The 21881-nt window shown below is 67.9% G+C and carries 17 protein-coding genes and 1 pseudogene; 8 read left to right on the top strand and 10 right to left on the bottom strand.

Features of this window, described 5'->3' with window-relative positions:
- Positions 1-17 precede the first annotated feature (17 nt).
- On the top strand, positions 18-1301 hold the full coding sequence (locus tag AB0I69_RS28250; RefSeq protein ID WP_363098510.1) for a sensor histidine kinase: 1284 nt from the start codon (positions 18-20) through the stop codon (positions 1299-1301).
- On the opposite strand, the gene AB0I69_RS28255 is transcribed toward AB0I69_RS28250, so the two are convergent.
- Positions 1279-2841: an alpha-L-arabinofuranosidase B gene (locus AB0I69_RS28255; RefSeq protein ID WP_363098511.1), complete on the bottom strand. Its 1563-nt coding sequence runs from the start codon at positions 2839-2841 to the stop codon at positions 1279-1281. The genes AB0I69_RS28250 and AB0I69_RS28255 overlap by 23 nt on opposite strands.
- A 312-nt stretch (positions 2842-3153) precedes the next feature.
- Here AB0I69_RS28255 and AB0I69_RS28260 point away from each other — a divergent pair, with 312 nt between their 5' ends.
- Positions 3154-3786: a response regulator transcription factor gene (locus AB0I69_RS28260; RefSeq protein WP_363098629.1), complete on the top strand. Its 633-nt coding sequence runs from the start codon at positions 3154-3156 to the stop codon at positions 3784-3786.
- Positions 3787-3813: 27 nt separating this feature from the next.
- Here AB0I69_RS28260 and AB0I69_RS28265 read toward each other — a convergent pair whose 3' ends face one another.
- The 5 genes from AB0I69_RS28265 to AB0I69_RS28285 all read right to left on the bottom strand — a co-directional run bounded on the left by AB0I69_RS28265 (position 3814) and on the right by AB0I69_RS28285 (position 9120).
- Entirely contained in the window at positions 3814-4767 is a 954-nt protein-coding gene (locus AB0I69_RS28265; RefSeq protein WP_363098512.1) for a GNAT family N-acetyltransferase, read from the bottom strand.
- Between the two features lie 70 nt (positions 4768-4837).
- Positions 4838-5674 (bottom strand): hypothetical protein, encoded by an 837-nt coding sequence (locus AB0I69_RS28270; protein ID WP_363098513.1) that lies wholly within the window; start codon positions 5672-5674, stop codon positions 4838-4840.
- Positions 5674-6222, bottom strand: coding sequence for a SigE family RNA polymerase sigma factor (locus AB0I69_RS28275; RefSeq protein WP_363098514.1), 549 nt, complete (start codon positions 6220-6222; stop codon positions 5674-5676). Before AB0I69_RS28275 ends, AB0I69_RS28270 begins: the two co-directional genes overlap by 1 nt.
- Before the next feature lie 51 nt (positions 6223-6273).
- Positions 6274-7851 (bottom strand): DHA2 family efflux MFS transporter permease subunit, encoded by a 1578-nt coding sequence (locus AB0I69_RS28280; RefSeq protein WP_363098515.1) that lies wholly within the window; start codon positions 7849-7851, stop codon positions 6274-6276.
- A gap of 63 nt (positions 7852-7914) precedes the next feature.
- Entirely contained in the window at positions 7915-9120 is a 1206-nt protein-coding gene (locus tag AB0I69_RS28285; RefSeq protein WP_363098516.1) for a lipid-transfer protein, read from the bottom strand.
- Between the two features lie 194 nt (positions 9121-9314).
- Between AB0I69_RS28285 and AB0I69_RS28290 the strand changes: the two genes are divergently transcribed.
- Together AB0I69_RS28290 and AB0I69_RS28295 are read left to right on the top strand one after the other, a co-directional pair.
- Positions 9315-11048, top strand: a complete 1734-nt coding sequence (locus tag AB0I69_RS28290) for an MFS transporter (protein ID WP_363098517.1) — start codon at positions 9315-9317, stop codon at positions 11046-11048.
- 117 nt (positions 11049-11165) lie between these two features.
- Positions 11166-11816, top strand: a complete 651-nt coding sequence (locus tag AB0I69_RS28295) for a class I SAM-dependent methyltransferase (protein WP_363098518.1) — start codon at positions 11166-11168, stop codon at positions 11814-11816.
- 2 nt (positions 11817-11818) lie between these two features.
- Here AB0I69_RS28295 and AB0I69_RS28300 read toward each other — a convergent pair.
- Positions 11819-12136, bottom strand: a pseudogene (locus tag AB0I69_RS28300) (alpha/beta hydrolase); the annotation flags it as partial.
- 76 nt (positions 12137-12212) lie between these two features.
- Here AB0I69_RS28300 and AB0I69_RS28305 point away from each other — a divergent pair.
- The 4 genes from AB0I69_RS28305 (at position 12213) to AB0I69_RS28320 (ending at position 18272) form a co-directional block, all read left to right on the top strand.
- Positions 12213-13733 carry a tyrosine-type recombinase/integrase gene (locus tag AB0I69_RS28305; RefSeq protein WP_363098519.1) on the top strand — a complete coding sequence of 507 codons (1521 nt, stop codon included), beginning with the start codon at positions 12213-12215 and terminating at the stop codon, positions 13731-13733.
- A complete protein-coding gene (locus AB0I69_RS28310; protein WP_363098520.1) occupies positions 13730-15544 on the top strand; it encodes a hypothetical protein in 1815 nt (604 codons plus the stop codon). Before AB0I69_RS28305 ends, AB0I69_RS28310 begins: the two co-directional genes overlap by 4 nt.
- Positions 15545-15657: 113 nt before the next feature.
- The gene (locus AB0I69_RS28315) at positions 15658-17775 is read left to right on the top strand and encodes a hypothetical protein (RefSeq protein ID WP_363098521.1); all 2118 of its coding nucleotides are present in this window, start codon (positions 15658-15660) and stop codon (positions 17773-17775) included.
- Positions 17772-18272 (top strand): hypothetical protein, encoded by a 501-nt coding sequence (locus AB0I69_RS28320; RefSeq protein WP_363098522.1) that lies wholly within the window; start codon positions 17772-17774, stop codon positions 18270-18272. Before AB0I69_RS28315 ends, AB0I69_RS28320 begins: the two co-directional genes overlap by 4 nt.
- A gap of 298 nt (positions 18273-18570) precedes the next feature.
- Here the strand turns inward: AB0I69_RS28320 and AB0I69_RS28325 are convergent, their stop codons facing one another.
- The 3 genes from AB0I69_RS28325 to AB0I69_RS28335 form a co-directional block, all read right to left on the bottom strand.
- Positions 18571-19782: an MFS transporter gene (locus AB0I69_RS28325; RefSeq protein WP_363098523.1), complete on the bottom strand. Its 1212-nt coding sequence runs from the start codon at positions 19780-19782 to the stop codon at positions 18571-18573.
- 93 nt (positions 19783-19875) lie between these two features.
- The gene (locus AB0I69_RS28330; RefSeq protein WP_363098524.1) at positions 19876-21021 is read right to left on the bottom strand and encodes a nucleotidyltransferase family protein; all 1146 of its coding nucleotides are present in this window, start codon (positions 21019-21021) and stop codon (positions 19876-19878) included.
- Complete coding sequence (locus tag AB0I69_RS28335; RefSeq protein ID WP_363098525.1) at positions 21018-21293, bottom strand: hypothetical protein; 276 nt, start codon at positions 21291-21293, stop codon at positions 21018-21020. Before AB0I69_RS28335 ends, AB0I69_RS28330 begins: the two co-directional genes overlap by 4 nt.
- Between the last annotated feature and the right edge of the window lie 588 nt (positions 21294-21881).

Consider the following 21881-nt stretch of genomic DNA (forward strand, 5'->3'; position numbering starts at 1 on the left):
CCGGGGGAGCGAGAGAGATGACCTGGATGCGAGGGATCACCTGCCAGCTGCAGCAATGGCGGGCCGCGCGGGCCCAGTGGAAGGCCGACATGGCCGAGTTCAAGGTCGCGCAGAAGGAGGCGCGCCGCAGGGGCGAGTTTCCCGAGAACCCCGGCCCGCCGCCGACCGGCTTCTCGCTGCTGCCATGGCTGCTGATGGGAATGGGCTCCTTCTCCAACCTCCTCCAGGGCAAGACCCCCAACCCCTGGATCGGCGCTCTGGGCCTGCTCGCCTTCAACTCCCTCTACATCTACGTCGTGTTCCGCTCCTTCGTGAAGGAGAAGCGCACGGCGGTCTCGACCCTGGTGGCCCTGGTCCTGATGGGCCTGATCACCTGCGGCCTCGCCCTCGGCTACGGCGGCAACTGGCTCTACTTCTTCCCGCTGCTCGGCCTCGCCACGGGTGCCGTCGTGCGGGGCCCGCGTCTCGGCCAGGTCGGCCTCGCGTTGACCGCACTTGCCGCCGCGGTCTCCGTGTACCGGTCGGGCTGGGACGCCATCAACATCGCGTACGGCACGTTCCTGTCGACGATGGTGACCGCCGCGATCCTCTCCCTCTCCGAGGCCGTACGCGAACTGCGCGCAGCCCGCGAGGAGTTGGCCCGCCGCGCGGTCGAGAAGGAGCGGATGCGCTTCTCCCGCGATCTGCACGACCTGCTCGGGCACACCCTCTCGGTGATCGTCGTGAAGTCGGAGGCGGCCCGGCGCCTCGCACCCCGCGACATAGACGCCGCGCTCGACCAGATCACCGACATCGAATCGGTCGGCCGGCAGGCGCTCACCGAGATCCGCGAGGCGGTCACCGGCTACCGCGAGGGCAGCCTCGCCACCGAACTGGACCGCGCCCGCTCCGCCCTGTCCGCGGCCGACATCGACCCGGTGGTCCGCCAGTCGGGCCCGCCCCTGACCCCGCAGACCGAGGCCCTGCTGGGCTGGGTGGTCCGCGAGGCGGTCACGAACGTCGTACGGCACAGCGGCGCGACCCGCTGCGAGATCACCCTCGACGGCGTCCTGGACCGCGCCCGCCTGACGGTCGCGGACGACGGACCCGGGGACGGAGGACCGGCGGCGACCGGTCCCGCCGAGGGCATCGGCATCGGCGGAACCGGCCTGAAGGGCCTGACCGAACGCCTCGCGACGGCGGGCGGCTCCCTGCGGGCCGGCCCGTCGCCGCGCGGCGGCTTCACGGTCACCGCCGAACTCCCGGTGGAGGCCGTGGAGTTGACGTCCTCTTTCGTGGTTACGGCGCCCAGGGAGCCGTGACCACCCAACTCACGTCGTCCGTCCACGAGGTGGCGCTGTCGAAGGCGTTCGAGCCGCCGTCGCTCGCTATGTAGACGTTGTAGTTGTAGTGCCGGAGGTATCTGGTCGGGTAGTTGTACGACGCGAACGACGTGCCCGTGCCGCTCTTGCCGGTCGAGGCGCAGAACGTGGCGTCCTGTCTGAACTGCGTTGTGCCGACCATGGGTTGGCGGTAGAGCTGGTAGTTGTAGTGGCGCAGGAAGTCGCCCGGGTAGTTCCGTGACTCGAACGAATAGCAGGAGCTGTCGGCCAGTCCCCTGCGGACGATCCAGGTGGCGTCGCCCTTGTCGAGCGCCGCGCTGCTCGACGTGATGGCCGAGAGGACCGCCGCGTTGTTCTGGTGGCGGATGTAGTCGGCAGTGCAGCACGAGGTCGTCGCGCGCAGCGAGATCTCCGAACCGGCCGCCAGCGTGCCGGTGGTACCGGTCGAGCCGCCGTAGCCGACGGACACGATGTTGGCCTGTACCGAGTTGTCGGCGGCGTCCGTGGGGATGCCGGCGGTCATGACGCCCTCGAAGAACGAGCCGATGGAACCGTTGCTGTTGTCCCCGCCGGTGCCCAGGACGATCGCGCCCTCCTGGTGCATGGGCGAGTAACCACTCGTGGTGGGTTCACCCCCGGAATAGCTGGTCGTGAGACTGCCCGACTGCGCATTCCCGTATTTCAGCGCGAAATGGTCCTGACCGTTGTTTTTCAGCAAAGCGGTGACGAACGGTATCGCGCCGGTGCCGGTGTTCGCCGTGTTCTTGCTGTACCCGGAGTCCGACTGGAACAGCCCGTTCTCCAGGTCGGCCTGCACCCAGGGGCCCCCGCCGTAGCAGGGCGAGAACCAGCACTCGGTACCGAAGTTGATCGCGTCCATGTGACCGTTGCCGGTGTCCTGGTTGTTGGTCTCCGCGTTGCCGTAGTCGAAGCAGCAGCTGCCGTTGACGTGGGTGCCCGAGGTCACCATGTACATCCCCTCGGCGGCGCCGTTCGTGGCCACGCCCGAGGTGGAGTTGTCGCGGTAGCCCATGCCGGCCGAGATCTCCAGCCCGTAGACCTGGTGCCCGCCGACGGTCACCGGCAGCGCGTCCGCGGGCGCCCCGACATCGGCGACGCCGGCCCCGCCCGCGCCCTCGATCGTGAGGTCGTTGTGGCGCGTCGACTGGTCGTAGATCTTGGTGATAATGCACGTCGTACCGGAACAGAACGAGTCCTGGGCCGCCGCGTTGGCATACCCCCCGGCCGCCAGCAGGCCGATGTTCGCGGTGGCGCTGTCGGAGGCGCGCTGCACCTGGTACAGCGAGCCGTTGTACGACGAGTAGAGCGCCCTGACGAGACTGTGCGCGGCGACGCAGGGTGTCCCGGCGGCGGCGTAGATGTCGCACGGCAGCGAGGTGGCGGCGGACGCCTGCGGAACGCCGACGGCCAGCGCGACGACGGTCACGAGCGCGGACAGTGCGGCCAGTGCCGTACTTCTCAGCCGGCGCGGCCGAGTGCGGAGGAAACTCAAGAACACGGTGCACCTCTTCCGTTCTGGTAGGGCAGTGCGGGTGGAGCACACGGTGGAGCACCGGCGCCTGGTCGAAATACCGGACGCCGTTCGATCGATATACCGAACCCATTCGCGATCGAAATGTCGAACTGCCGAAAATTTGTCGAAAGGTTTCCGGAATCGGCCCGGTACGGGAAATTCCAAGGTGATTGCAGAATGCCGAGGCGATTGTTTGCCCGTAGCCGGAGACCGTCAAGACTCGCGGACGCGAACAATGAAGAGTTTTTGATAACCGCCCCGGATCTCCCTGGGCCTTACGCTTGCCCCGTGGATGAGATGCCCCGGGACCACCGGCCCGCCAAGTCCGTCAGAGTGCTGCTCGCCGAGGACCAGGGCATGATGCGCGGCGCCCTCGCCCTGCTGCTCGGCATGGAGCCGGACCTGGAGGTCGTCGCCCAGGTCGGGAGGGGTGACACGATCGTGGACGCCGCCCTGACCCACCGCCCCGACGTCGCCCTCCTCGACATCGAACTCCCGGGCATGAGCGGCCTGGACGCCGCCGCCGAACTCCGCGAACAGGCCCCCGACTGCCGGGTGTTGATCCTCACGACCTTCGGCCGCCCCGGCTATCTGCGCCGGGCGATGGAGGCGGGCGCGGCGGGCTTCCTGGTGAAGGACGGCCCCGTGGAGGACCTCGCCGCCGCGATCCGCCGCGTCCTGACCGGCGAGACGGTCATCGACCCGGCGCTCGCCGCCGCCGCGTTGAGCGCGGGCCCGAACCCGCTGACCGCCCGCGAATGCGATGTCCTCAAGGCCTCGGTGGACGGCGCGACGGTCTCCGACATCGCCACCCAGCTGCACCTCTCCGAGTCCACCGTCCGCAACTACCTCTCCTCGGCGATCGGCAAGACGGGCACCCGCAACCGCATGGAGGCGATGCGGGAGGCACGACAGCAGGGGTGGCTGTGACAGCAGGGGTGACTCTGTGACCTTCCGTCAGCCCGCCGCCGCGGTCTTGATGAGCGGCGCGTCCCGCGAGAGCTCCCGGAACCCGAGGCCGTAGTACAGCCCGCGTGCCCGGGGATGCCCCGGTGCGCCCAGGCAGGCGACCGTCGCCTGTGTGGCCCCGGCCGTCCGCGCCCGGTGCATCCCGTGCAGCAGCATCGCCCTGGCCAGCCCCAGGCGCCGGTAGTGCGGATGCGTCCCGACCGGCTCGAACTCGGCGGTCCTGTTCGCCTCGTCGAACCACATGATCGCCGAGGATGCCATCGTGCCGTCCGGCGCCTCCACCAGGAAGTGCAGGTCGCCGCGGTACGCCGTCGTCTGCCGGACGCCCTGATAGGCCTCGATCGTGTATGGCGAGGAAGGCCAGGCGTCCAGATGGGCCTGCACCGCGGCCTTCGGCCCGGCCTCGTCGGCGGTGCGGAACCGGAACCCGTCCGGCAGGACCGGCTGTTCCACGTCGACCAGGTCCCGCTCGTTGAGCTGGGTCCAGGACCCGTCGTCGCCGAGTGCGGTCAGGTCGGTCCGGTAGCCGTGTGCCGCCCATCGCCCGAGGGCGAACTCATCGGCGGCGCTCGGCATCACCGTACGTTCGATGCCCGCCGCCACACCGTCGTACCAGTCGATCACCTCGTCGACCAGCCCAGCGTGGTCGGGATGGACCTGGTACGTCAGACAGGCGTCGGTGACGTCCTTCACCGATCCGTCGCCGCGCCGCACCCGGTGCGGAAGCCGGGCCCAGCCCCACGCCACCAGATCCCCGCCGGAGAACCACAGCCGACGCGGCCGGTTCGCCCCGTCGCGGGCCTGCTCCCTGCCCCAGTTCCAGGCCAGTTCGCCGAACGTCGCTTCGGCGTTCACCAGGTCCTGGCGGGTGGCCGTGACGCGCTGCGCCAAACCCTGCATGAGGTGCACGTCCGCTGCGGTCACGAGCTCGACGTTCGTCATGGTGGGCCACTGTGTCAGGGGCCCCGGAAAGCCGTCGAACCGTTTTCCGGGGCCGCCGGTCGCGTCACCGCTAGTCGGTGGTCACCTCCGCCGACTGGTAGGCCGTCCCCGCCGGGGCCACGCACACGAACCAGTTGTCCGCAGAGCCGGCCGCCGGACGGATCGCCGCCTCGTCGCTGTTCACGTCGGCCCCCGCGGCAACCCTGCGGGCCACGGTGGACGAACCGTCCTTCCAGGTGCAGGTGACGGCCTTCGCGGTCCTGGCGACCTGGCCGACCACCAGACGCTGGGGGCCGTCGGTCTTCTTCGGGTCCAGGGAGGTCGCGCCCGACTTGAGGTCCGTGCCCGCCATGGTGTCCGCCTTGGAGGCCGAATCCCCCATCAGGAAAGTCGGGTCTCCGCTCCCGAAGGCCTGCTTCACGAAGTACGTGATCTTGCCGACCAGTGCGGACGGGCTGTCCTTGTCCCAGGGGTCCTCGTGGCGGTTGGCCATGGCCTGAACCTGGGCCTCCGCCTCCGCCTTGGTGAGGGGGGCGCCCCACACGTCGACCGAGATGTACCAGGTCTCGCCCTTCTCGGTGCCCGCCGCGAGCATGGTTTCCTGCGGCACGTACACATGCCGCTCCTCCGGGGTCGACGGCTGCGTCGCCGTCTGGGTCACCGCCGGTGTCGCCTCGATCCCCTTCCCGTCGCGCAACCCGGCCAGCGCCAGCGTGCCCGACGCGCCCGTGATCACCAGTGCCGCGGCCGTGGCGAGCGCCCAGCGGCGGGCCCGGCGCCGGCGGCCACCGCGGATCACCGCCTGGTAGGGGGCTATACCGATCTCGACCTCGTCCGCGGCGTCGGCCAGCAGGAGGGCGATGTCTGTGTCCGTCATGGTGTGGTTCTTCTCCCGGTCCGCGCTCATCACTTCGGCCCTCCCTGCGTCACCATCTCGGCAAGTCCTGGTATGGCGCGGAGCTTCGCGATCCCCTTGGCCGCGTTGCTCTTCACCGTGCCGACCGAACAGCCCATGGCCTGAGCCGTCTGTGCCTCGGTCAGGTCCTCCCAGTACCGCAGCACCACCGCCTCCCGCTGCCTCGGGGGCAGTTGGGCCAGCGCCTTCAACAGGGCGTTGCGATCCTCGGCCTGGGCGATGCGGTCACCGGTGTCGGCGACCTCGCGCACCAGCCCCGAGTCGTCCTTGGGAGCCAGGAACTCCTTGAGCCTTCTGCGGTGCTTGCGTGCGTGCGCGTTGATCATCACGCGCCGTACGTACGCCTCCGGATCGTCGGCCGAGCCGACCTTGCGCCAGGCCACGAAGACCTGTTCGAGCGTCGACTGGACCAGGTCCTCCGCGGCGTGCTGCTCCCCCGTAAGAAGAAATGCCGTCCGCATCAACCGCGGCCAGCGGCCGATGACAAAGCTCTGGAACCCGTCATCCCGGGCCTCCCGAGCCTGCTTGCGATCCCCCATGGGCACCTCCTAGATGTCTAAAGGAGTCCATGAGCCGCCCGGACCGTTGCCTCACTTCTCAAAAATCGTGGAAGTGGGACCCGTGGGAGTCGTAGGAGTAGTCGGAGTAGTAGGAGTCACGGACTCCGCAGGCTCCGTAGAAGTCCCGGACCCCGTGGACGCGCCCGGTCCCGCCCCCGGTCCCGCCGCCTTGCCCCAAGGCAGCCACACCGCCATCAGCACCACCCCGCCGAGCAGCACCCCCGTCCCCGTACGGAACGCCAGCGCGTACCCCTGCGTCAGCGCGTCCGGCGTGCTGCCACCGCTTCCCACCACGCTCGCGGTACGCGCCGCAGCGATGGTCGACATCACGGCGAGACCCAGCGAACCGCCCATCGTGCGCGAGGTGTTGATCAGCCCGGAGACGAGGCCGGCCTCCCCCGGCGCGGCGCCGGACGTGGCGAGTGCGGCGAGCGGGGTGGCCGTCAGGCCGGCGCCCAGCATCATCAGGATTCCGGGGAACATGATCTCGGTCAGGTAGTCGCCCCGCGCGGTCATCAGGGACTGCCAGCCGAAGCCCACCGCCGCGAGCAGTGTCCCGAGCACGGCGACGTTGCGCGCGCCGAGCACCGGCATGAAGCGGGGTGCCGACTTGGAGCCGAGGAGGACGGCCAGGGAACTCGGCACCAGTGCGAGACCCGCCTCCAGCGGGCTGTACCCGAGCACGTTCTGTGCGTACAGCGTCATGAAGAACCACATGCAGAACATCGCGGAGCCGGACAGGAACATCGCCGCGTTCGCCGACGACACCGCCCGTGCCCGGAACAGTCCGAGCGGCATCAGCGGAGCGGCCGTGCGGGCCTCGACGACGAGGAAGAGCGCGATCAGCGCGACTCCGGCGGCCAGCGGCACCAGGGTGGCGGCGGCCGTCCAGCCCTCGGCCTCGGTCTGCGAGATGCCGTACGCCAGCACGCCGAGCCCCGCCGTGACCAGGACGGCACCGGGCAGATCGAGCCGCCGCCGGTCTCCGGCCCGTCTCTCCGGGAGCCACCGCAGCGAGCTGAGCAGCACCACCGCGCCGACGGGCACGTTGATGAGCAGCACCCACCGCCAGGACAGCGTGTCCACGAGCACCCCGCCGACGAGTCCGCCCGCGGCACCGCCGCCGGCGCCGACCGCCGTCCAGGTGGCGATGGCCCGTGCGCGGGCGGCGCCCTCCGCCACCGCCGAGGTGACGATGGTCAGCGTCGAGGGCGCCAGCACCGCGGCCCCCAGTCCCTGCACGGCCCGGGCGAGCAGCAACTGCCAGCCGTCCTGGGCCAGTCCACCGCACAGCGAGGCCAGGGTGAACAGCGCGAGCCCGACCAGGAACATCCGTTTACGGCCGTAGAGGTCACCGGCCCGCCCGCCGAGCAGCATGAACCCGGCAAAGGCGATGGCGTACGCGTTGACCACCCACTGCAGCCCCGGCGCGCTCATCCCCAGGTCGGCCCGCATCGACGGGAGCGCCACGTTGACGACGGACACGTCGAGGACGACGAGGAACTGTCCGGCACACGCGAGCGCCACGACCAGCCAGGCGGGCGGTCCGCTACGACCGGACGGACGGGGTATTCGGGAGACATCAGCGGCTCGGGGCATGAACGTCATACTCTCAACCGGCCCGCGCCCCTTGCATCGGCATTTCGCCCGACCACAGGACCGCCGTACGACCTAAGCCGCAGCCGTAGCCGCCCGCAACAAGGTCACCACCGCGGCCCCGCCCAGCCCGATGTTGTGGGCGAGCCCCACCTCGGCCCCCGGCACCTGCCGCTCCCCCGCCGTCCCCCTCAACTGCCATACCAGCTCGGCAACTTGGGCGATCCCGGTGGCCCCCAGCGGATGCCCTTTGGAGATGAGCCCGCCGGACGGGTTGACCACCCACCGCCCGCCGTACGTCGTCCCCCCGGACTCGACGAGCTTCCCGGACTCCCCGGGCTCGCACATGCCGAGTGCCTCGTACGTCAGGAGTTCGTTGATCGAGAAGCAGTCGTGGAGTTCTACGACGTCCACGTCCTCGATGCCGAGTCCGGACCGTTCGTACACCTGGCGGGCGGCGGCCCGGGACATGGGCTGTCCGACGACGTCGATGCAGGAGCCGGAGGCGAAGGAGTCCTCAGTGTCGGTGGTCATCGCCTGGGCGACGATCTCGACGAGCGAGTCCGTCAGCAGGCCGCGGGCCTCCGCGAACCGTTCCGAGACGACGACCGCCGCCGCGGCGCCGTCCGAGGTCGGGGAGCACTGGAGCTTCGTGAGTGGGTGGTGGACGACCCTTGCCGCGAGGATGTCGTCGACGTCGTACACGTCCTGGAACTGGGCGTACGGGTTGTGCGCGGAGTGCCGGTGGTTCTTGGCGGCGACGGCGGCGAGCTGGGCCTCGGTCGTGCCGTACCGCTCCATGTGTTCGCGGGCCGCGTCGCCGAAGATCTGGGCGGTGGGCGGGGTCATCTCGAAGCCGTGCCGGGCGGCCATGATGCCGTAGTGCCGGGCGACGGGGGAGGTCGCGAAGTCCCCGCTGTCGGCGCCCCCGCCGAGCGCGCCCCGCTTCATCTTCTCGAAGCCCAGCGCGAGGACGCAGTCCGCCGCCCCGCCCTCGACGAGCTGCCGGGCCAGCATCAGCGCGGTCGAACCCGTCGCGCAGTTGTTGTTGACGTTGTAGACGGGGATGCCGGTGAGACCGAGCTCATAGGCGGCGCGCTGGCCGGCGGTCGAGGGCTGGAAACAGTACCCGACAGGAACGTGTTCCACCTCGCCGTAGGAGATGCCGGCGTCCGCGAGGGCGGCGTTCCCCGCCTCGCGCACCATGTCCCAGTACTGCCACTCCCGGCTCTCGGGCTTCTCGAACTTCGTCATTCCGACGCCGGCGACATAGGCCTTCATGGCGGCCGAGATTAGAACACGTTTCAGTAAATGGCCAGAGCTGACAGAGGGTCAGATATTCATGGGACGGTCAAGGATTCGTTAGTGCGCCGAAGCATCGGAATAGTTGCCCATGCATACGAGGTTTACCGTGCACTTATCCCGCACGGTTCAACCGGTTCCACCCCACTCCCTCGGCCTGGAGGCCTCACTCCATGACGCACACGTCGACCGACCAGCTGGCACGGAGGCCGTCCGGCGCCATCGTGCCGGTGCTCGCCTTCGCGGGCATCGTTGTCGCGGTGATGCAGACCCTGCTCGTCCCGGTCATCAAGGACCTGCCGCAGCTGCTGAGCACCGAGCCCAGCAACGCCACCTGGGTCCTGACCTCGACGCTCCTGTCCGGAGCCGTCGCCACGCCGATCATGGGCCGCCTCGGCGACCTCTACGGCAAGCGGCGGATGCTGATCACCAGCCTGGCCATCATGGTGGCCGGCGCCCTGGTCAGCGCCCTCACCAGCGATCTCCTCACGATGATCGCGGGCCGTGCGCTGCAGGGCTTCGCGATGGGCGCGATACCCCTCGGTATCGGCCTGATGCGCGACATGCTGCCCCGCGAGAAGCTCGGCTCCGCGATGGCCCTGATGAGCTCCTCGATCGGCGTCGGAGGCGGCCTCGCGCTGCCGCTGGCGGCCCTGGTCGCGCAGCACGCCGACTGGCACGCCCTGTTCTACGGCGCCGCCGGTCTCGGTGTCCTCGCCATCGCCCTGACCCTCATCGTCGTACCGGAGTCCCCGATGCGCGCCGAGGGCACCTTCGACGTGCTCGGCGCGATCGGCCTGTCCGCCGGTCTCGTCCTCTTCCTCCTCCCCATCACCAAGGGCAGCGACTGGGGCTGGACCTCCGGCACCACGCTCGGCCTGTTCGCCGCGGCGGCCGTCGTCCTGCTCCTGTGGGGCGTGATGGAGCTGCGCCTGAAGGCCCCGCTGGTCGACCTGCGCACCACGGCCCGCCCTGCGGTCCTCTTCACCAACCTCGCCTCGATCATGGTCGGCGTCTCCTTCTACGTCGTCTCCCTCGTCCTGCCCCAGCTCCTCCAGCTGCCCAAGTCCACCGGTTACGGCCTCGGCCAGTCGATGGTCACCGCGGGCCTGCTGGTCGCGCCGCTCGGCCTGACGATGATGTTCACGGCCCCCGTCTACGCCCGCCTCTCGGCGAAGTACGGCCCCAAGGTCACCCTGATCCTCGGCATGCTGATCATCGGCATCGGCTACGGCGCGGGCCTCGGCCTGATGAGCGCGGCCTGGCAGAGCCTGGTCATCGCGGTCGTGCTGGGTGCGGGTATCGGTCTCGCGTACTCGTCGCTGCCCGCGCTGATCGTGGGTGCGGTGCCGGCGTCGGAGACGGGTGCGGCGAACGGGCTCAACACCCTGATGCGGTCCATCGGTACGTCGGTCTCCAGCGCCGTGATCGGCATGGTGCTGGCCAACACCGCGAACCATGTGGGCGGGGTCGCGATCCCGACGATGCACGGCTTCCACGTGTCGTTCCTGATCGCCACGGGTGCGGTTGCCGTGGGTCTGCTGATGGCGCTGTTCCTTCCCAAGCCGAACCGGGCACCGCAGTTGAACTTCAGCAGCGAGGAGGAGGCCAACCTTGAGCGCGCCGAGGAGGTTCTTCGGGGCTTCCGCGGGCGGGTTCTGGGCGCCGACGGTTCGCCTGTCGCCCGTGCCAAGGTCACGCTGATCGACCGGCGTGGTCGGCAGGCCGGGGCGACGCTCTCCGAGGAGGACGGGAGTTACGTGCTGGCCGTGCCGTCTCAGGGGGCGTATGTGCTTGCCGCACGAGCTGCGGGGCACGGTCCATTGGCCTCGTCTGCGACGCACGGCGGGGACGAGGCCGCGGTTGACCTGGACTTGTCCTTGCCCGGTGAGACTGTCAGCGCGTAATCGGTAGTTCGTCGGGTGCAGGTGCGTGGGGGCTGGTCGCGCAGTTCCCCGCGCCCCTAAAAGGAACGTAGCCTGGCCGCGTTTGCATACTCGCCCCGTATCGAAGGGACCGCCGCCATGTCTCCGGCACCCAAGCCCGAAATCCTTGCCGCGTTCGAGGGGGCGAAGGGGTTCATGCCGGTCGATGAGGGGCTTGCCCTGTATGCCGCCGCCGTAGAAGCCGGCGGGCTCGGGCTGCCGTTGCTGGAAGTCGGGACGTACTGCGGGCGCTCGACGATCCTCCTTGCCGACGCCGCCCGCGAAGCCGGGGTCACCGCGCTCACCCTCGATCATCATCGGGGCAGTGAGGAGCAGCAGCCGGGGTGGGACTATCACGACCCGGAGACCGTCGACCCGGAGATCGGGCTGATGGACACGTTGCTCACGTTCCGCAGGGCGCTCCACCGGGCGGGCCTGGAGGAGCACGTGGTGGCCCTCGTCGGGCGCTCGCCGCAGATCTCGCGCATCTGGGGCACCCCCCTCGGCCTCGTCTTCGTCGACGGCGGGCACACCGACGAGCACGCGAACGGTGACTACGAGGGGTGGGCGCCCCATGTCGCCGAGGGCGGGCTGCTCGTCATCCATGACGTGTTCCCGGTCGTCGAGGACGAGTTCACCGGCCAGGCGCCCTACCGCGTGTACCTCAGGGCCCTGGAGTCCGGCGCGTTCACGGAGGTCTCGGCGACCGGCTCCCTGCGTGTCCTACGGCGCACCGGCGCCGGTATCTGAGGTCAACTCGGCAGTCCGGCCAGCCAGTTGATCAAGTGCTGGTTGACCTCCGCGGGACGCTCCTGCTGGATCCAGTGCCCGCAGCCCTCCAGGATGTGCGAGCCGCGCAGGCCGGGCAGGGTCGCGGGGTAGGCGGCGATCGCGTCGGACAGCCAGGTGGTGGAGGCGTCCAGGGAACCGCCGAGGAACAGGGACGGCTGGGTGACAGGCGCTCCGTCGAAGGAGGCCAGGTCCTCCCAGTCTCGGTCCATGTTCCGGTAGCGGTTCAGGGCGCCGGTCAGGCCGGTGCGCTCGAACTCCCCCGCGTAGACGTCGAGTTCGGCCTTTATGTTGGCGCTTCGTTCTGTCTCACATAGCACGCAGTTATGTTCGCGTGGCTGCTGTCTCAGGGGTTCGATGAAGCGCACCAGCACGTCCACTGCCTTCGGTCTGCAAGGCGCCGACACCTTCTCTGGCCAGTCGGCGCCGGAGGCCGTGGTCCTACTGCACCGGACTACACAGACCCGGACAACTGATCCGTGGCCCTTCGACGCGTCCGCCGTGCTCGAACGGGCGGGAGCGTGCGCCGGCAAGTGCTTCATCCTCGGCCCCGACGGTTCGTACGACGTCCAGTTGAACCGATTCGGGCGCGAACTCGCCAGCTGGGGCGTGCGGTCGGACAACGGGCACGAGGGCTACATGCGCGACATCATGCTGTACTGCCGGTTCCTGCACGAATCCCGGGGAGGGAAGTCGATATGGGAGACGGACAGCGCTGATCTGCGCGCCTACAAGGTCGTCCGCATGCGCATGGGTGACGAGAACTCGATCAGTGCTGCCACGTGGCGCCGGTCCATCGCGGCTCTCGACAAGTGGGTGGAGTGGTCCATCTACGAGGAGCTGTTGGATCACGAGCCGTTCCGGTACATCGATAAGACGGTGATGACGCCACAGGGACCGAAGCGACTCCGGGTCAACGCCGAGTACGACGTGGACGACGCCCAAGAGCCCCTGCACATCGTCCAGTTCGTCGACTACCTGCTGTGGCGCAATGTCGGTCTGCGGGGCGAGCTGCCGGATGGCAGGCCGGACCCGAAGTGGCGTGGCCGGCACGGTGAGCGCAATGCGCTGTTCGCCGACTCGCTCGTCTACACCGGCATGCGCCTGGGCGAGGGGGCGAGTCTGCTGACGACCGAGCTTCCTCCCGTGGAAGTGGGCCGGGGCGAAATCTACCTCGCGGCTCAGGTGACCAAGCGGCACAAGGCGCGCAGGGTGTTCGGGAATCGACGGACGCTGCGGGCGTGGCACCACTACCTGTCGATCGAGCGTTCGGCCGTGGCGGAGCGGGCGCGGGCCCGTGGGCGGTACGTCGGGCTGGAGGAGTTCGTTCCGGTGGGTCGTGCGGGGCGTCACGCCTTGACGGTGGTGGGCTCTTCTCGCGCCTGGGCGTACTCGAAGATCGGCGTCGGCGTGCGGCGGAATCTGTTCCGTGTGGATGCCGTCGGCCTGCCGCGGGAGCCGTTGGCGCTGTGGCTGGGCGAGGACGGGTTTCCGCTCAAGCCTTCCACCTGGCAGTCAGCGTTCCGTCGGGCCAACGAGCGCTGTGCGTCCTTCGGGATCGACGTAGAGGTTTCGCCCCATACTCTCCGTCATGTTTTTGCAGTTCAGATGCTTGGTCTGATGCTGCGGCAGACCATCCGCGCGCTGGGGCAGCGGGAGGACCGGCGATTTACCAGGGCGGAGTTGGAGCGGCTGCTGTTCGGCAGCCCCATGCGCAAGCTGCAGCTGCTTCTCGGGCATGCGCACGAGTCGACGGTCTACATCTACCTGGACCTTCTGGATGAGTTCCAGGAGATCGTCCTGTCCGCGCTTGCGGAGTGGGACACCCAGGTCGCGGCCCTGGAGGCCGTTGCTGCGGAGGCGGCGGCGGCAGCATGAGGATGCGACGCGTTCGGTTCCCAGCAGCGAGCGAGATCCCCGCTCTTCCGGACCCGGTGCCCGGTATCGGGCCGGTCGCCTTCTCGCTTCAGTTCGGCGGGAAAGACATCTACTACGACCTCTCGCGTCTGCCGTGCCCCCGCCTCGTCAGGCCGCTCGCCCAGGAGTTGAGCCAGATCGGGGGTGACGACGGGACGATGGGCGGCAAGGATGCCTTCCGCGACGCGATCCGCGCCGTGCGGCTGTTCGTCGAGTTCGTGGCTGCGGCCGAGCCCGGACAAGCCGACGACTTCGCGCTGGACGACCTCGAACCCGAGCTTCTGGATGCCTTCGAAGGGCGCCTGGAGCGGGCCTTCCCGAAGGAAAGCGGCCAGCCGTACCAATTGCTGGCGATGGTCGTGCGTCTGCTGCGTGCCGTCCACGAGTCCGCCCCGGATGCCTTCAGCGCTGAGATGCACGGGCGGATCGGGTTCACGGCGACGACAGTGGAACGGCGGACCAGCAAACCCCTCGACGCCTTCCCGTTGCCGGTGTTCGAGCGTATGGAGGCCGCGGCGCTTGCCGACGTCCGCGAGATCCGGGACCGGATTCTGCGCGGTGAGCGGATGGCCGAAGCCGGCCAGGACCCCGAGACCGGTGGGTGGGGGCGGCTGGAGAACGTCCTGTGGCATGTCGCCCGCAACGGGCCGCTGACCAACGACATCGTGCGGAAGCATCGCCCGCTGCGGGCCCTGGGCGGGATCAGAGCCGTCAACTCGCACCTGTTCCTGACCAAGGCCGACATGGTGCCCTTCTTGACCTTGCTGATCTGCCAGACCGGCCTTGAACCCGAGTGCGCAAAGACCCTCACGGCGGACTGCCTGTCCAACCCGGCGCGCGGGTTCGTCAGCATCGCGTACGTCAAGAAGCGCGCGCACCAGCACACTCACAAAACGATGCGGGTGAGCGACGGGGGTGCCCTGCACTACCCGGGTGGCCTGCTCCGCCTCGCCCTGCGGCTCACGCAGCGCGCCCGTGAGTTCGCCGGCACCGATTCCCTGTGGGTGCTCGCCCTGGACGCCGGGATCCATGACGTTTACCGGGACGGACGCACCCACACGGCCCGGGACGCGGTGCCCTGGATGGCCCGGCATCGGATCGATGAGATGAAGGACCGCGGCGGCGGCCCCGTGTCGATGAACATGCGTCGTCTGCGCAAGAGCTACAAGTCGCGGAACTATCTGCGGGCCGGCGGCATCCTCGACGACTTCGTGTCCGGGCATACCAAGGAGATCGCCGCCGGGCGCTACGCCGACATCGAGGCTCACCGCGAGGTGCACGAGCAGGCGGTGGAGGACGGTCTCCGCGAAGCCCTGGACGCGGCTCTGGCCGCGCCGGTCGTGCTGGACGACGACGGCAGCCGCCTGGACGGCGGGGACCAGGACCTGGAGCCGGAAGAAGTCCGCGCCGCGCTCGGGACGGACAACGACGTCTGGCTGGCCTCTTGCCGCGACTACTACGACTCCCCCTGGGCGCGGAAGAAGGGAGCGGGTTGCCCGGTCTCGGTCTGGGGCTGTCTGGAGTGTCCGAACGCCGTCTTCACCACCCGGCACCTGCCGAGCCTGCTGTCCTTCCTCGACTTCCTCGAAGTACAGCGCGAGGAGTACGCCGCTGCCGAGTGGAAGGCCCGCTACGGCCTGGCCTGGGAGCGGATCGTCAACGACATCCGGCCGAAGTTCAGCACCGAGCAGATCGCCACGGCCACCGCCATCGCCGAAGCAGGCGGGCCGCGCCTGTCGCTGCCCGCACAGTTTGTGGAGCTCATCTCATGACCACCGCACCTCAACTCCGCGCGCGTCCGGCGACCCCGGTCCCGGACGACGCGTACGTCGTGCCCAAGCACCTCACCACCGCCGGGACCGGCCGCGGGCCGCGCGTCGGCGACATGGTCTGGGACCTGCGCCCCTTCGTCCCCCGGACCGCCCGCAAGAACGCCGTCTGCCACTTCTCGGGATTCGCCGACGACACTGCCATCCGCACGGCCAAGGAGTACCTCTACTCACGGTTCCGACGGGGCATCCCGGCCAGCTACCTGAGCGTCTCGACAGTGAAACCGATGAAGATCACGTGGGCCGCACAGGAACTGGCCCGCGTACGTAACGCCATGCACGACCTGCGCGAACTCGGCATTACGCGGCTCTCCGCGGTCACTGGGGAAGATCTGGTGGCGTTGCTGGACAAGTGGAAGAAGGGGTCCCTCTCCACCGCGGCGGCGCTCGTCACCACGATGAAGCAGCTCGCCGCCCACCGTGCTTTCCTCCACAGCGACGGACTGGACGTCCATCCGTGGCCGGGCCGGACAGCAGCGGCGGTCGTAGGCAAGGAGCCGAGACCGGACGAGAACAGCACGGACCGCATCCCCGAGGAAATCATGGGCCCGCTGCTGCGCGCGGCCGTCTTCTACATCACCATCGCCAGCCGCGACATCCGCGCCGCCCGCGCCGAGATACAGGTCCTCCAGGAGGCCGCACGTCTGCGGCCCTACAGCATGGGCGGAGCGAAGGAAGCCGCGTTCTCCTCCTTCATCGCGAAGCGCCAGGCGGCCGGGCGTGGCCTGCCAGCCCTGCCGCTGGAGGCGGTTTCCCGGCGACCGGGCGCTGTCGTGGTCGACGGAGTCGTCCAGTCGCCGAACGTCACCCTGATCGAGCTGCTGATCGGCGGCTACGCCCGTATCGATCACCTCGTAGCGCAGGCGGCGGCTGAGCTGGGGTTTGAGGAAGGCGGCCTCGACACGCCGATGTCGCCTTGGTCGAAGTCCGACCGGCCGTGGCGGCCGCGGCTGGATCCCACGAGTGTGAACCGGGAGACCGAGCACCTGCGCACGGCCTGCTGGATCGTGATCGCGTACCTTTCAGGACTTCGCGACGACGAGGTTCGCCTCCTGGGCCGCGAGTGCGCGTTCACCGAGACCGGCGACGACGGCCGGATCCGCTACAAGCTGCGCGGCCGGGTCTACAAGAACCGCAAGATCAGTGGCGATGAGGCCGAGTGGGTCGTCTTGGGCATCGTTCACCAGGCCGTCGAGATCCTCCTCGGCCTCCATGACGATCCGGACCATCTCTTCGGCTACTGGGGTACGGACATCACGGGCTATCAGCTCTTCGGGTCCGTTCCCTACCGGCTGGGACGCTTCCGCGACCATGCCAACGAGCTCTTCAGCACGGAAGCGGGACTGTTCATCCCCAACGACACAAGCGGCGTCGAGGTCTACGCCGCCCCGGACACCCTCGATTCAGAAAGCCACCAACACGGCGGCGGGGGTGAGGACCCGGACGGGCCTCTCGGCCTTACCGAGGAAGAACCTGATCGAGCAGGGGTTCCCTGGAGTTTCGACACGCGGCAGTTCCGCCGGACGCTGGCCTGGCATATCGCTCACCAGCCATTCGGCGTTGTCGCCGGCGCACGGCAGTACCAACATGCCCGAATAGTCATGTTCGAGGGATACGCGGGTATATCGGAGTCCGGCTTCGCCGAGGAAGTGGCGGCCAACGACGCGGTGGCACGGATGGACTACCTGGAGGATATCTACCGGGACTGGAACAACGGTGGCGTCGCCTCCGGCGGGGCTGCCGAGCGGATCTCGGCCGAGTTCGAGCGAATCCGCCGCGAGCTCGGCGACCTGCCCGGCGTCGTCGCGTCGCCTGCGCGGCTGCGGACGATGCTGCGGCACCTGACCAAGACGCTGCACCCCGGGGTACTCAACGACTGCTTCTACCAAGCCGCCACCGCAGTCTGCCGCAAGCGCGCCAAGGCCCTCGGCCGCCCGTTGCCGCTGCACAACATGTGTCTGAACTGCCACAACGCCCGCCGGTCGGCAGTGCACTTGCCCCAGCTCACTACCGCACGCGACCAGGCCCTGTCGGTGCTCGACCTGCCCAAGAAGGAAAGCGAGGCCCTGCCACGACTGCAGGTGATCGCCCTGACCGACTACGCCACCGAACTCGACGAACTCATCCAGAGCATCACCACGGACGACACCAAGGAAGGCGTGGGATCGGAGTGAACGACGAGACACGGCTGCGCATCCGGCGCACCTTCGACCGGCTCTCGACCAGCGGCAGGGTGCTCACCGACATCGACCGCGCGCTGGTGGAGGCGTTCGAGGGGCTGATGCACGGGCTGCCCGAACTCACTGACGGCAAGATCACGGTCGTGAATGTGTGCACCGAGGCTGGTGTCTCCCGTGCCTCCTACTACCGCTCGCCGGTGGCGCAGGCGGTGAAGGAGATCCTGGAGACACCGCAGACCCGCCGCCCGGAACCGGAGGAGCTGCGGGCGGAGGTATCCCGGCTGAAGAAGGCGGAGCGTGAACTTCGCACCGACCATGCCGCCGAGGTCCGCGAGCTGAAGGACACCGTGGCCACGTACGCCAACCAGATCCAGGTCCTGACCTTGCGCAACGCCGAGCTGGAGACCCAGAACGCCCGTCTCCTCGAACGGCTTCGGCAGTCCGGGGACAACGTCGCGGTCCTGTCGATCCCAAGCCCTTCCTCACTCTGACCGGGCGCGACACCTGTCGGTTTGTGCGGCCGCGAGAAGCGGCGGGAGGCGCGTTCGTTGCCCTCGTTCGCCGAAGCCTGGCTCGCCGCGGGTTCCTCAGGCACTATGCGGCGCTCCCCGCGCTCTGCGAGGAAGGTAATTGAGGGCGAGGAGTTGGCGCAGTGCTGGGGCAGCTCGGCGGCAGCATCGGCCGAACACGTGGATGGCTACCGGGCAGTTCCTGTCTCGCCTACTTCCGCGTGGTGACTTCACGCAGGGTGCGCTCGGCTGCAGCTCGCCTCGCATGGCCGACAGGGATTCACTCTTCCTGGATGACGCACCCCCCTGTCAGCGCCGCCTGCGGCAGGTGAGGGGCAATGAGCAGCATGCCAGGGACCGTCAGGAGGGCAACTGCTCCGAGCGCGCTCCAGGGGGCGGCGTTCGCGACGTCGAACAGGACCGAGAACATCGTTGGCGCGATCGTGGTCGCGATGGCAAAGGAGTATTGGAAAACGGCCAGGTAGCGACCTCGGACTTCGCTAGGAGCAGCGTCGGCAGCGAGCGCGTTGGAGACCGGGGAATGTATCAACTGGGCTGCCGAGTAGCAGAGGACCGCAAGAGTGAGGCAGGGGATCCGGAAGCCTGCCGGCAGCCAGAGCGGGCTCATAGTCAGGAGGGACCAGGCTGTCCACAGGATGCCGGCCAGGCAGAGAGCGGAGTGCCTGGGTATCGGGCGGAGCAGTCGAACTACCAGCGGCTGGAGCACGGCTTGGACCAGCGTGTTCATGGCCAGCAGCGGCCCTACCACCCAGGTAGTCGACGGCAGACGATGAGCGACGAACGGCGGCAGGGCGATGCTCAGCATCACGTTGCACAGCGCGAAGGCGGAGTTGAGCGCCACCAGCGCCAGATAGGGGCGGTCCGCCCACAGCGTGCGGTAGCCGCGCTCCAGTCCTTGCTTCGGCTGGGTACGAGTAGATACGGCAATACGCGGGATCTGTAGCCTGACCAGCAGGGCGGCTGCGAGCAGCAGCGCGGCGTCTGCCGCGATCACATCCCAGTAGACAGACACCGACCCGATCGACACGGCGACGCCGGCGATGAACGCGCCCACGCCGTACCCTGCGGCCCGCAGTGCTCCGATGGTGCCGAACCAGCGTTCGCGGGCGCGTGGGTCGCCATCGCTGCACGCCAGGTTGTCGACGAGCACGAAGATGGACGACCAGAAGATCCGCTGCCCTGACGACGCCGCGATGGCGGCGATGAGGAGGGCTGGGCGGTTGGAGGTCACTAGGTACCCGAGAAACCCGGCTGCCTGCACCCACTGTGCTGCCAGTACGACCGGCTTGGGTCCCCGGCTGTCAACGATGCGCCCGATCCACAGGGGTAGCGGGAGAGACACGATCCCGGCCAGGCTCAGGAGAGTTCCCACCTGCAGCAGGGAAGCGCCGGAGACTCTCACCAGGTAGAGCAAGGACACCGGGATGAACATCCCGTTCGCCAGGGAGTCGATCATCAGCACGAGAAACACGGCGGCGCTCCCAGCGGGGCGCCGCCGCGTCTGGTCGGGCTTCGCCGGGGGGCCCGGCAGGCGGTCCAGTCTCAAGCTCGCCGACCAGGATGGTTAGCCCAGCACATCAGCGAACGGTGTCGAATTGACGGTGGAAAGGAAGCGTGCGCTGAAGTCGCCCAGGTCGTAGTCCGGATTGGCGTCCAGCAGGTCCCGGAAGAAGGCGACCTGGTCATCGGGCAAGCGCTTCTGGTCACAGAGAATCGCCGACAACTGGCTTAGTCCATAGTAAGCGGGCGCGTAGAGCCGGTACTTCTTGACGAGTTCCGCAAACCGCGACCAGTCGACCTCGCTGGCAGCGGTCACGCGGGCCGCGTCAGCGATCGTCTGCAGATGAGGATCATGGAAAGCCTGAGTTACGCTGTAGGCGCGCCCCAGATACAGACAGAGATATGCCTCGGGATCGAGCCCTGGATATTCCAGGCCATCCGGCAACGTGACGACACGCCGGGAAGGCCATTGATCAGACTCGTCAAATCCGGAGGCGATTGAGAAGTGCAGATCAAAGGCCGCTGATACATAGGGCTTGCCGTCTACGATCGGCACCGTCTCGGGTACATAGCGCTCCAGCAGGGCGACATGTTCGTTCAGCCACTCCTGGTGAACGAATTTATAGTATGCGTGCGCTTGGTGGTGATTCTGCAGCATCCAGTCGAGGTCTCTCGACTCGAGCGGGATGAGGTAAGGTCCCGTTCCGTCGGCGTTGGGTCGAGAGCTGTCGATCTCCCCCTGCTTGAACCCAGCGTCGAGCACTATCTGGTGCGCCCTGCCGAGGTCGTCCGGCCGAATGAGGGGGTCTGCGTCCTGGATGAATCTCTTTCCGCTTGCGTTGGGAAATGCGTAGATCATGTCGAAGCCCTTGATAGGCATGACTTCTACACCGGCCGAGTGGAGAAGCGTGAATACGGGCCCAAGGGTGTCGATTCTTATCGCGGTGACACCGTCGAGAACCTCGCACAGTCGCCACATCTCGGCGAACCGTGGATCGTCGAAGTGGTCACGCACACCAGGCATGAAGGCCAGGCACTTCTGTTCTATCAGAAACCGAACGAACTCTACGGTTCGCTCCGCGATGACTTCAATCGAGCATCGCTGGATGAGACGCCGCCCATAGTCCTGTGCGCCGGGATGACTGGCGGAGACCAGTCCAGCACCCAGAGCAGCCAGTGAGAAGTGAGTCCTCTCGGCATTGCGGATCATCCCCGGTTCCCTCCCTTGCAGAGAAGCTGAACTGGACCAAAGAGCGCATCCCGCATGGTGATTCCACCCAACGGATATCCGGCGAATCCGACTGCTTCATGGTCACGGCCTGCTTCGATGAAAAAGGCAGGCCACCGATACCCCATAATCAGGCCGCCGAGATAGGTGTCCATAGTATCCGGATACACCGCTTCGGCACTGTCCGCCGCTGCGGGTTTCTCGTACGCGGCAATAGTGCGGGGCAGGGGCGGGAAGTTGGTCTGGTCGGCCATCACTATCCCCTTAGAACGTTTCACCGACCTGGACGGTAAAGCGCCCCAATGCCCTTCAGCAACCTGCAGGGCGATCCATTGCGTAACGTTTACTCTCCATTATGCTAAATTTGCTTTGCCGGTAGACCAAATCGGCCACCCAGGCGCATACCTTTTTGCCCGATTCTCAACATTTACGGCACTTTTGCATCTTGGTCTCGTCCCTGCACTTTCGCAGGTCAAGCGGTTGAATGGCGCCGGTCCTGCCGGGGTGGCTGAATCACCTCTGCAGCCACGATGCTGATCTCTTGCACAGGTTACGGGCATGTGCTTGTGTGATAGATCGTTTCACGGCAAGCGCTTTCAGGGCGCGACCGTCGATTGACGCTGCCCGCGCCTCTCCACGGCACTTGACTGTTTCCAGCTTGTCCGTGTTTTAGCACTGCACGCCTTTCTCCGTGTCTACGCGCCTTTCTCTGCGAAGGAAATCGAAAGAAGGAAAGAAGCATGGCGAGAGCACGAACGGGAGCCGGTGTCTCCACCACAGCGTCGACTGTGCTGTCCGAGGCTTGCCGACTTTCCTGGCTTACGTCGTTGGCCGCGGCAGGT

Source organism: Streptomyces sp. NPDC050508 (assembly GCF_040655155.1).
Classification (GTDB): Bacteria; Actinomycetota; Actinomycetes; order Streptomycetales; family Streptomycetaceae; genus Streptomyces.